The 11,117-nt window shown below is 56.4% G+C and carries 5 protein-coding genes; all 5 read left to right on the forward strand.

Annotated elements, in window-relative coordinates:
* A partial coding sequence (locus RDU76_09815) for a FlgD immunoglobulin-like domain containing protein (protein ID MDQ7799218.1) occupies positions 1-217 on the forward strand: 217 nt, incomplete at its 5' end.
* A gap of 19 nt (positions 218-236) precedes the next feature.
* Positions 237-3,095 (forward strand): M20/M25/M40 family metallo-hydrolase, encoded by a 2,859-nt coding sequence (locus tag RDU76_09820; protein ID MDQ7799219.1) that lies wholly within the window; start codon positions 237-239, stop codon positions 3,093-3,095.
* A 149-nt stretch (positions 3,096-3,244) separates the two neighbouring features.
* On the forward strand, positions 3,245-4,504 hold the full coding sequence (thiC, locus tag RDU76_09825) for a phosphomethylpyrimidine synthase ThiC (GenBank protein ID MDQ7799220.1): 1,260 nt from the start codon (positions 3,245-3,247) through the stop codon (positions 4,502-4,504).
* 138 nt (positions 4,505-4,642) lie between these two features.
* Positions 4,643-7,417, forward strand: a complete 2,775-nt coding sequence (locus RDU76_09830) for a helicase C-terminal domain-containing protein (GenBank protein MDQ7799221.1) — start codon at positions 4,643-4,645, stop codon at positions 7,415-7,417.
* Between the two features lie 210 nt (positions 7,418-7,627).
* The coding region (locus tag RDU76_09835; GenBank protein MDQ7799222.1) for a hypothetical protein at positions 7,628-11,117 on the forward strand (3,490 nt) is incomplete at its 3' end.

Raw genomic sequence — 11,117 nt, forward strand, 5'->3', positions numbered from 1 at the left:
TCAACTGCCGAAAGCCGGGCGCGTCAGCCTCAAGATTTATAACGTAACCGGGCAGTTGGTGAAAACACTGGTGAGCGGGGACCAGCCGGCCGGAAGCTATGCGGTAAGTTGGGATGGGAGAGATGGCGACAACCGGCAATTATCCAATGGAATATACTTTTACCATTTACAAAATGGTTCCATCAATATAACCAACAGGATGTTGTTGATCAGATAAAGCTATTTAGGAGAATGCCATGCGGAAGTTCTTATTTGGGGCAATTGGCGTAGCAGTATCCGTATATGCTGTTGCCGCACCGGTATTGGTATCGGTGGAGCTACCGACGATTGAGAGCAAGAATGCCTGGTATCAGCTGAATATACCTACTTATGAGCTTATCGGCAATACCGCCATTGCCCAGGCAGATGAAAGCCAAATATCATTGATAAAGCATAAAGGCTACCAAATAAATATTATTGATCAGCAATCCGATCTGGCTAAATATGTAACTGTATCTGATGTTGAAAGAATCCCTGAACTGCCGGGGACTCCTATCTGGCAGAATGATAAGACGGCAATAATAAGAGCTGTGACAAAAGATACGATGAAAGACATAAAGTATAAGCATCAAATTCGACCTTTTAACACCAAACCCTTGGGAGACCGGTTCTGGAAGAGTGTTACCACCAAGTATGTTCCGTTGAAGAATATGCCGTATGATCCTTTCATAAAAAACCTGGTGGATCAGGTGAATGCTGATTCGATCTCCGCGACTATTCAACGATTACAGGATCTAGGGACGCGTTTTATACGGACAGACAGTAGTGCTGTCGCTTCGCAGTGGCTGAAGGATAAATATACATTATACGGATTTAGCACACAGTTGGATAGTTTTTATCTTCAGGATTCCACCCATGAACGTAATGTAATTGCAAATTTGCCGGGCACCAACGGATTATTCAATTTTATCATGATATCGGGCCATTTTGATGCGACTTCTGTCGGCAATCCCGATAGCTGTGCCCCGGGTGCGAATGACGATGCTTCCGGGACAGCCATTGCGGTGGAGGTGGCCCGGGTCATGAAAGATCATAGTTGGCCAGTAACCATTTCATGTATTGGCTGGGGCGCCGAAGAATCCGGATGTATAGGGAGCCTTCACTTTGCAGAGCGGGCTGATAGTGTTGACATGGATATCAAGGCCCTGCTCAATTTCGATATGGTTGGCTACATGAACGATGCTGTCCAGGATGTAAACTTCGCTGGCACATATTGGCTCACTCAGTTATGTCAGCAAACCGCACAAATATACGCCAGCTCTCTTGTAACGAATGCGGATGTCGGGAATGTATCTGATGATTATTCATTTAGCAATAGGGGGTTCCCGGCACTGGGATGCATTGAAAATCCTATTCCCTCGGTTTCCGGCGGTTATCCCTATTATCACCAATATGAAGATTTATTGAAACATCTCTCACCGGAATTATACACTAATGTCGCCAAAGTAGCTGTAGCTGCGACAGCATATCTGGCATTATGCCCGGATGATCCCGATCTTACGGTTTGCGATGTCGGTAACGCTTCACAATTAGCGGCTAATTGGACCAGTAGTGCCGACAGTTGCGTCGAAGGATTCTGGATATTTTGGGGTACCACCAGCGGGAATTACAGCGATTCCCTGTGGGTTGCCGGCAGGACAACCACGACTGATACCATCGGTGGATTAATGGCCGACACTACCTATTATATCATCATTCGTGCAGATAATGGCAGTTATCAAAGCCTGTTCCCGGCCGAAGTCACAGGCACGCCGCGGCTGGCACCGTTAGCGCCGCCTTTGGTGCTGGCCACGCCACAGATGGCGGGCATTCGGGTGGAATGGCAGAAGAGCACCGAGTTGGATTTTGTCGGGTACAAACTTTACCGGACGTTGGATGATACAATGGCTTATGGGCAATTGCCCGTGGGGACGATCACGGATACTTTCTATACCGATACCCCGCTTTCTGGTGCTTTTCGGTATTACTATAGGGTACAGTCAATTGACCGGGACAGCAACCATAGCCCATACAGCGCAACTGCCTATAGTCGCCCCATTACATTAGACCAAGGAATTTTGATGGTTGACGAAACCCAAAATTGGACATCGGGGAGCTTCCCACGGGACGCACAGCAGGACAGTTTCTACCAATATATTTTAAATGACTTTAAGCATACTAATTATGAATATGATACGCCGGGAAATAAAACAATATTAGCCGATTATGTTCCATATTCGACCGTTGTATGGTTTGCGGATGATTACAGTCAATTTATGGCTTCAAGCTGTATATCGGACATACAAACCTACTTGGAGTATGGCGGCAAATTGTGGTTTGCCGGTTGGAGACCGGCAGGAGATATCAAGAATAGCATTGTTTACCCAGCAGATTTTATTACAGGATCGTTCCTTTATGATTATTTCAAAATAACTCATGCCGAATTGTCCGGGACAGCCGATTCATTTAATACAGCAGTCGGGTTACAGGGGTATCCGGATATCAATGTTGATACTTTAAAATATCCTTCCACCATCTGGGGCAAGACCCTTCGATATATTGAGGCCCTCACTCCAACGGCAACAGGGGATACCATCTACGTGATTGACATGAAGAACGACGGGAGTTCATATGAAGGCAAAGCCTGCGCGGTCAGGGACTCCGGCAAGATGGTGTTCTTTGGCTTCCCGCTGTATTTTATGGATAAAGAACAGGCCAAGCTGGCGGCCCAGAAGGTAATGGCGGAGTTCGGGGAGCCATCTGGCGTTTCCGGGAAACTGGAAACCGGAAATCGGATCACAGAGATTAGATTATTCCAAAATGCGCCCAACCCGTTCAATAATAAAACTACCATAAGATATCAGCTGCCGAAAGCCGGTTCGGTCAAACTGAGCGTCTACAACATAGCCGGGCAGCTGGTTGAGACCCTAGTAAACGGGGAACAACAGACAGGGAGTTATACCATCAACTGGGATAGGAAGGACAACAATAACAAGCAGGTCAGCGCCGGGGTGTACATCTATCATTTAAATACCGGCGACAAGACCCAAACCCGGAAAATGGTAGTGCTGAAGTAATCAGAGCAGATTTCCGCAGACGGCGAATCGGCAAGGTTCGCCGTCTTTTTACGATAAAGCTACCTGTCCTTGTGTTTCTTGACTTTTAGGCCGCAATGTCGTATCATTCTTATTCAGTATTTAAATAGAGGGAGTGCCGGGTGATAAATTTGAACGAATCCATCTTAAAACGCATTGCCGAAGAGGAAAAGGTTCCTTTTGAGCATATAAAGAACGGCGTGGAGCAGGGGACCATAGTGGTTCCCATGAACAAGAACCACCGACTGCTAAAACCCTGCGCGGTGGGGGCCGGGATGCGGATAAAGGTCAACGCCAACATCGGGACCTCCCAGGACCTTTCCGACCTGGCCGGCGAGTTGGAGAAGCTGAAGGCGGCCATAGGGGCCGGGGCCGACGCCATCATGGACCTGTCCACCGGCGGGGACATCGACGCCATCCGGCGGGAGATAATCAATCAATGCCCGGTTCCGCTGGGCACGGTGCCCGTCTACCAGGCGGCCATCGAGGCCGCCGCCAAGAAGAAATCCCTGGTGGAGATGACGCCCGACGAGATCTTTGCGGTCATCGAGAAGCAGGCCAGGGAGGGGGTGGATTTCATCACCGTGCACTGCGGGGTCACCCTGCAGTCGGTGGCCCGCTACCAGGAGGAGGGCCGGGTGGCCGGGGTGGTCAGCCGGGGCGGAGCCTTCATGATCGAATGGATGAATTTCAATAAGGCCGAGAATCCATTATACAGCCAGTTCGACCGCCTGCTGGGCATCTGCCAAGAACATAACGTCACCCTCAGCCTGGGGGACGGCTTCCGGCCCGGCTGTACGGCCGACGCCACCGACCGGGCCCAGTTGGAGGAACTGCTGATCCTGGGCGAATTGGTGGACCGGGCCCGGAAGGCAGGGGTCCAGGCCATGGTGGAGGGGCCGGGCCATGTTTCGATGGACCAGATCGAGACCAACATCAGGATCCAGAAGGAGATCTGCAAGGGGGCCCCGTTCTACGTGCTGGGTCCGCTGGTCACCGATATCGCCCCGGGCTACGACCACATCACCGCGGCCATCGGCGGGGCCTGGGCGGCCTACTTCGGGGCGGATTTCCTGTGCTATGTCACCCCGTCGGAGCATCTGCGCCTGCCCACCCTGGAGGACGTCCGGGAAGGGGTGATCGTCCTGCGGATAGCGGCCCACGCCGCCGACCTGGCCAAAAAGGCGCCCGGGGCGGCGGATTGGGACCGGGCCATGTCCCAGGCCCGGAAGAAGCTGGACTGGAAGAAACAGATAGAGCTCTCAATCAATCCGCCCTATGCCCGGCAGGTGTTCGAATCGGCCCCCCGGAAGGAATCCGGGGTCTGCACCATGTGCGGGGAGTTCTGCGCCATGAAGAAGATGAACGAAGTGCTGGATGACAAGAAGTAGGGGTTTAACCGCAGAGAGGCAGAGGTTTGTAAGTTCAAACTAACCACCAAGACACAAAGGCACCAATGCTTCATCAGAGAAAATTTGGCAATTTTGTTTCGATATGTCTTGATAATTTGTGAGCAGGTATCTTGAATAATGCCCAGAAAAAAGAAAGAGGAAATAATCAACCAGCAGGCGAGGGAAGAGCCCCTCGCCTTTGTTGCGGTGGACATCGAGACCACCGGGCTCAACTGGGATCGGGACCAGATCATCGAGCTGGGTGCGGTCAAAGTGGAGAACGGGACGGTCACCGCCCGGTTCCAGACCCTGGTCCGCTCCGAGCGGAAGGTGCCGCCTTTCATCCAGGGATTGACCGGCATCACCCAGGCCGAGATAGACGACGCCCCGCCCCTGGAGGGTTGCGCCGCCGACCTCCAGCAGTTCGTGGGGGAGTTGCCGCTGGTGTTCCACAATGCCCAGTTCGACCTGAAATTCCTTAAGGCCGCCCTGGAGATCGCCAATCCCTGCTGGGACACCCTAAGCCTGGCCCGGGCCCTGCTTCCCGATAACAAGAGCCACAGCCTCAAAAACCTCTGCTTGGCCTACGGGATCGATCCCGGGCAGGCCCACCGGGCCGATGATGACGCCCATTCCACTGCCCTGCTGTTCCTCAAGCTATATGATCAGCTGCTGGACCTGGACCTGCCGATGCTTCAGGCGATGTCGCACCTGGCCCTGCCGTTCCACCGCCTGCTGCTGAGCCGGGCGATATCCGAGAACAGGCAGACCGGCATCGCGGCCGATCAAAAAACAGACCGGGAGAAAATCCCGGCCGGCGCAGCGGCACCCAGGGCCGATGCCCTGGAGGAGATCTTCGGCCCGGATAAAAGACTGGCCGGGGTTTTGGGGGCGGGCTATGAATCCCGCCAGGAGCAGATGGACATGGCCCGCTCGGTGATGGAGGCCTTTGTCAACGACGAGTTCCTGTGCGTGGAGGCCGGCACCGGCACCGGCAAGAGCCTGGCCTACCTGGCCCCGGCGGCCATCTGGGCCCGGCTGAACAACGAGAGGGTGGTGATCTCCACCCAGACCAAGACCCTTCAGGAGCAGCTCTACGGCAAGGACGTGCCGATCCTGCGCGCGGCGGCCGGATATTTCAACGCCACCGTGCTCAAAGGGCGGAACAATTATCTGTGCTGGCGGCGCTGGCAGGAGGTGATGCTGCATCCCGAGCTTTTCCTGACCCCGGACGAGAGGGAGGAGGCCCTGATCCTGTGCCGGTGGGCCGGCACCACGGCCGGCGGCGATGTCGCCGAGCACCGGGGATTCTCCCCCGGCCGGGCGCCGGGTCTATGGGGCAAGATCTGCTCCGACCACACCGCCTGCCATAACCACCGCTGCAAATTCGTCAAGAAATGCTTCATGGCGCAGGCCAGGAAAAGGGCCGAGGAGGCCGATCTGGTGATAGTGAACCATTCCCTGCTTTTCACCGACCTGGTGATGCCCAGCGGGGTGCTGCCGGACTACCAGCGGGTGATCATCGACGAGGCCCACAACATAGAAAAGACGGCCACCGACTTTCTGGGCTACAGCCTGGACCGCTGGACGGTGGCCAGATTCCTGTCCGGGATATTCAACCGGAGCCCGGTGGAATCCGGACTGCTGCCGACCCTGAACCACTGGCTGAAAAGATCCGGCCTTAACAGGGAGGTGGCCGGATCCATCGAGAAATCATCGCTGGACATAGTCCAACTGATACTGGAGGCCGGCAAGGCCACCGACCGGTTCTTCAAACGAAAGTGGGAGCTGGGCGATGCCAAGGGTCGGCAGGAGAAAAGGCGCTACCTGGAGGGCGACGGCTTTCAGCAGTCGGTGCTGGAGCAATCCCAGGAGCTGATGGGGCTTTTGGACCGCCTGACCGATTCCCTTAGCCTGTTGAACCAGTGGCTGTCCGATGTGGAGGCGGCCGATTCCGACGAACTGGATACCCTGCGCCAGGAGATATCCGGGCGCAGCCTGGAGGCCAGGAATATCAACAACACCCTGGGCAGGCTGGCCACGGCCGACGACAAGGGCTACATCTTCTGGATGGAGCCGGGCGACCACAACCACGGGATCAAACTGGTGGCCGGACCGCTGGAGGTGGGCCAGGTGCTGGCCAAGATCATGTTCCCCCGGGTCAAGACGGCGGTGTTCACCTCGGCCACTTTGGCGGTGGACGGCAAATTCGATTTTTTCAAGAACCGCATCGGCCTGTCGCTGGTGGACCAGGACCGGGTGATCTGCTCCGCCCTGGCGTCGCCCTTTGATTTCAACAAACAGGCGGCCATCTTCGTGCCCACCTATCTGCCGTCGCCCAAGCTGCCGGACTACGACAAGGCCTTCAACGACATGGTCCAGGAGGTGCTGGAGTCCACCAAGGTGGGGACCCTGGTGCTGTTCACCGCCTTCGATCAATTGAAGAGAAGCTACCAGCAGGTGCAGGAGAGCGGCAACCTGAAGGTCCTGGCCCAGTGGCTGGACGGCAACCCGGCCCAGCTGGTGGAGCGGTCCCTGAACGAGAAGGACACCATAATTTTCGGCACCAACAGTTTCTGGGAGGGGGTGGACCTGCCGGGACAGGCCTGCGAGCTGCTGATCATCGCCCGCCTGCCGTTCTCGGTGCCCAGCGACCCGCTGGTCAGCGCCCGCTGCCAGGCCATCGAGCAGGCCGGAGGGAGCTCCTTCAACCAGTACCTGCTGCCCGAGGCGGTGATCCGCTTCCGACAGGGGTTCGGGCGGCTGATCCGCAGCCGGACCGACCTGGGGGCGGTGGTGGTGGGCGACAGCCGGATAACCGCCACCGAATACGGCAAGGTCTTTATCCGGTCGCTGCCCAAGATGCCGCTGTTCATCTGCCGGGACCTGGATGAACTGTTGGAGAATTTGTAGGGCTTTTGCGGCAGTTTTTAAAACCAGACAGCCGGTCTTGACCAGGCTCTATTTCTGTGATAAACTCAAGATAACTTAAATAGCACGATCTCCGGCAGTATCCCACCCGGTAAGTGCGCTGAATAATTTGGCCTGAAAGCCGTTCAGTAATATTTGCTGGACGGCCAAATTTTTAACGACAAGACAAATGATGAATATCGGAGACCATAAATGAACCGTTTCCTATACCCTCTAGCAGGTTTATGTGTGCTGCTGGCCCTGGCCAGCCCTGCCCGGGCCGACTGGGTCACCGCCAATGTGTCAGCTGGCAATTATCCCCAGGCCTTGGCGGTGAACCTGCTGACCAACAAGATCTACGTGGCCAACCGTAACAGCAACGACGTGACGGTGATCGACGGGTCCGACAACTCCACCGTCACTGTGCCGGTGGGGACCCAACCCAGGGGCATGGCGGTGAACCTGGCCACCAACAAGGTCTACGTGACCAGCGGGAGCGGGGTGACGGTGATCGACGGTATTACAAATTCCACCACCGGAATCACGGCGGGGATGGCCCCGGTGGCGGTGGCGGTAAATGCCGCCACCAACAAGATATATGTGGCCAACTATGGAAAGTTTGACGGCACCCTGGGCAGCGTGACCGTGATCGACGGGGCCACCGGCGCCACTATTACGGTGGGGGCCCGGGCCAAGCCCATGGCCGTGGCTATTAATCCGGTGACCAACAAAATATATGTGGCCAATTACGGTGACGGCACGGTGACGGTGATCGACGGTGCCACCAATGACACCGCCACGGTGGTGGTGGGAACCGAGGTCCGGTCTTTGGCGGTAAATCCTGTCACCAACAAGATATATGCTGTTAATTACCTCGCCGCCAGCGTGACGGTGATCGACGGGGTCGATAATACCACCATCACTTTAGCCATCCCCGGCAGCTTCCCCTACGGGGTGGCGGTTGACCCGGTGGCCAACAAGATCTACGTGTCCTGCCTGGGAATCTCCAGCGTGGTGGTGATCGACGGCAGCAACAATTCCACTGTCACGGTGGCCGCCGGCAGTTACCCCTATGGGGTGGCGGTGAACCCAGTGACGGGCAAGGCCTATGTGGTCAACGGCAACAGCACGGTGACAGTGATAAACGGGGCCGACAATTCCACCAGAACCCTGACCGCGGTGCACGATACCCGGGCGGTGGCGGTCAATCCGGTGACCAACAAGATCTACGTAGCCAACAGCGACAGCAACAAGGTGACGGTGATCGACGGCTCCACCAACAGCACCGTCACCCTGGCCACCTGGAACATTGCCTACGATATGGCAGCGAACCCGGTCACCAACAAGATCTACGTGGCCAACAAAGGCAGCAGCTCCGTGACGGTGACGGTGATCGACGGGGCCACCAACGCCGCCGTCAACCTGACGACGGCGGGGATCGAGCCCCATGGCGTGGACGTTAACCCGGTCACCAACCGGATCTACGTGGCCAACCATAACAGCGACAACGTGACGGTGATAAACGGGGCCGATAACAGCATGGCCATGGTGCCGGCGGGAACCGGGCCCTGGGCCGCGGCCGTTAATCCGGTGACTAACAGGATCTACGTGGCCAATAACGGCAGCAATAATGTGACGGTGATAGACGGGACCGATAACAGCACCACCACGGTGACGGTGGGAACTAAGCCCCAGGCCCTGGCGGTCAACCCGGTGACCAACAAGATCTACGTGGCCAATACCTTCAGCCAAGACGTTACGGTGATAGACGGGAGCACCAACAGAACCGTAACGGTTCTGACGGGATATGACCCCACGGCTGTGGCGGTGAACCCCGTCACTAACAAGATATATGTGGCAACGACCGCCAGCGATAGCGTAACGATCATAGACGGCGCCACCGACAGCACCACCGGCGTAGCAACTGGATACGGGCCCATTGCTGTGGCGGTGAACCCTTTGACCAACAAGATCTACGTGGCCAATTTCAGCAGCAGTAACGTTACGGTGATCGACGGAACTGACAACAGCACCACCACGGTGGCTGTTGGAACCCAACCCCAGGCCGTGGCGGTGGACCCTTTGACCAACAAGATCTACGTGGCCAATGTCGGCAGCAATAACGTCACGGTGATAGATGGGGCCACCAACAGCACCACGACTGTGGCCGCTGATGAAATGATGGGGTCCGTGATCGTCAACCCGGTCACCGGCAAGGCCTACGCGGGCGGCTTTGTCAACGCAACCGTGACGTTGATCGACGCGGCCCCGGCCTTTGATTCCGGCATCAGGGCGGTGGTCGATTCCCTGCCTGGCAATGTGAGCTATCAAAACCAACCTGTCTTGACTGGCCGGGGAGTAAATCGCTGGTCGCCAAACAGAACTGATATGATGGGAGTTATCAACGGCTGGATGGCCGGGCAGAACGTCTGGAACTGGGCGGCCGGCCCCTTCGACAGCACCTCGTCCGATTCCATCGGCTGGACCTATGACTGGGGGACGGATTCCCTCTTGTGGGGCGAGAACTACCTGAAAATCGTACCCCTGGAGTCCCAGGCCTCCACCGCCAACAACCTGGGGCTGGGGACGCCCCTGGCCGGGAACCTGCTGACCTATCCGGTCTACTACCTGGACAGCATTCCGCCCACCCAGGTGACGCTGCTCTGGCCCGCCGACAATCTGCTGCTGGCGGACAGCTCGGTCTCCCTGGGCTGGACCCGGGCCTCCGACAACTACGGAGTGGGGCGCTACCAGGTCCAGTGTGCCGCCGACAGCGGGTTTAGTTTGATTTTACGGGACACGGTAATAAGCGATACCACTGGCAGCCTGGTCTTTTCCCCGGTCGACACCCTGAACTTCTGGCGGGTAAGGGCGGTGGACGCCTGCGGCAATGTGGGTGAGTATTCGGCAATCTGGCAGTTTGAGATCGACGCCACCGGCCCGGCCATTCCAGCGCTTCTCACTCCGGCCGACAATGCCTGGCTGTCATCTGATACCGCCTCCTGCAGCTGGAGCGCGGTGGCCAAGAAGGGCAAGGCCTCGGCGGTGTATTATGTGCTGAAGGCCTATTCGCTGTCCGATACAATAAATCCGGTTATGGTCGACACCACCAGCCTGACAGCGGACACTTTATTGATCTCAGAAGGCCGTTACCGGTGGCTGATTGGGGCCTACGACGAGGCCGGCAATCCGCCGGGAATCTCGGGCTTCTTCATCTTTGGTTATGATACAACTGCCCCGGCAGTAGTTTCTTTGTTGATCCCGGCCGACAGCGCGGTAACCAACCAGAGCAATACCGGCTTTGCCTGGAATATTTGTACGGACAGCGTCAGCGGGCTGAAAGAGTATACCCTGCAATATGCCTATGATATGGGCTTCAGTGCCGGGCTGGCCGAGACCACTTTGACGGATACCAGTATCACCCTGGCTATGGCCGATAGCAATTACTACTGGCGGGTTATAGCTAGAGACACGGCCAGTAATATAAGTATATCTATTGTCAGATATTTATCAATAGATACCCACAACCCGGACATCCCGGCCCTGTCAACCCCCACCGATAACTACTGGACGGATGACAGCAGCATAGTCTGCAGCTGGGGAGAGGTGGCCAAGAAGGCATCGCCTGCGGCCAAGGCCTCGGAGGTGTCTTACGTGATCCAGCTGGATACCAACAATAGCTTCGCCTCGCCCATCATCGAAG

It is taken from the genome of Candidatus Edwardsbacteria bacterium, assembly GCA_031082425.1.
Lineage (GTDB): Bacteria > Edwardsbacteria > AC1 > AC1 > EtOH8 > UBA2226.

Excerpts from the sequence above, each read along its gene's own strand:
- RDU76_09820 (MDQ7799219.1), top strand. The coding sequence starts at position 237 with ATGCGGAAGTTCTTATTTGGGGCAATTGGCGTAGCAGTATCCGTATAT.
- RDU76_09830 (MDQ7799221.1), top strand. The coding sequence starts at position 4,643 with ATGCCCAGAAAAAAGAAAGAGGAAATAATCAACCAGCAGGCGAGGGAA.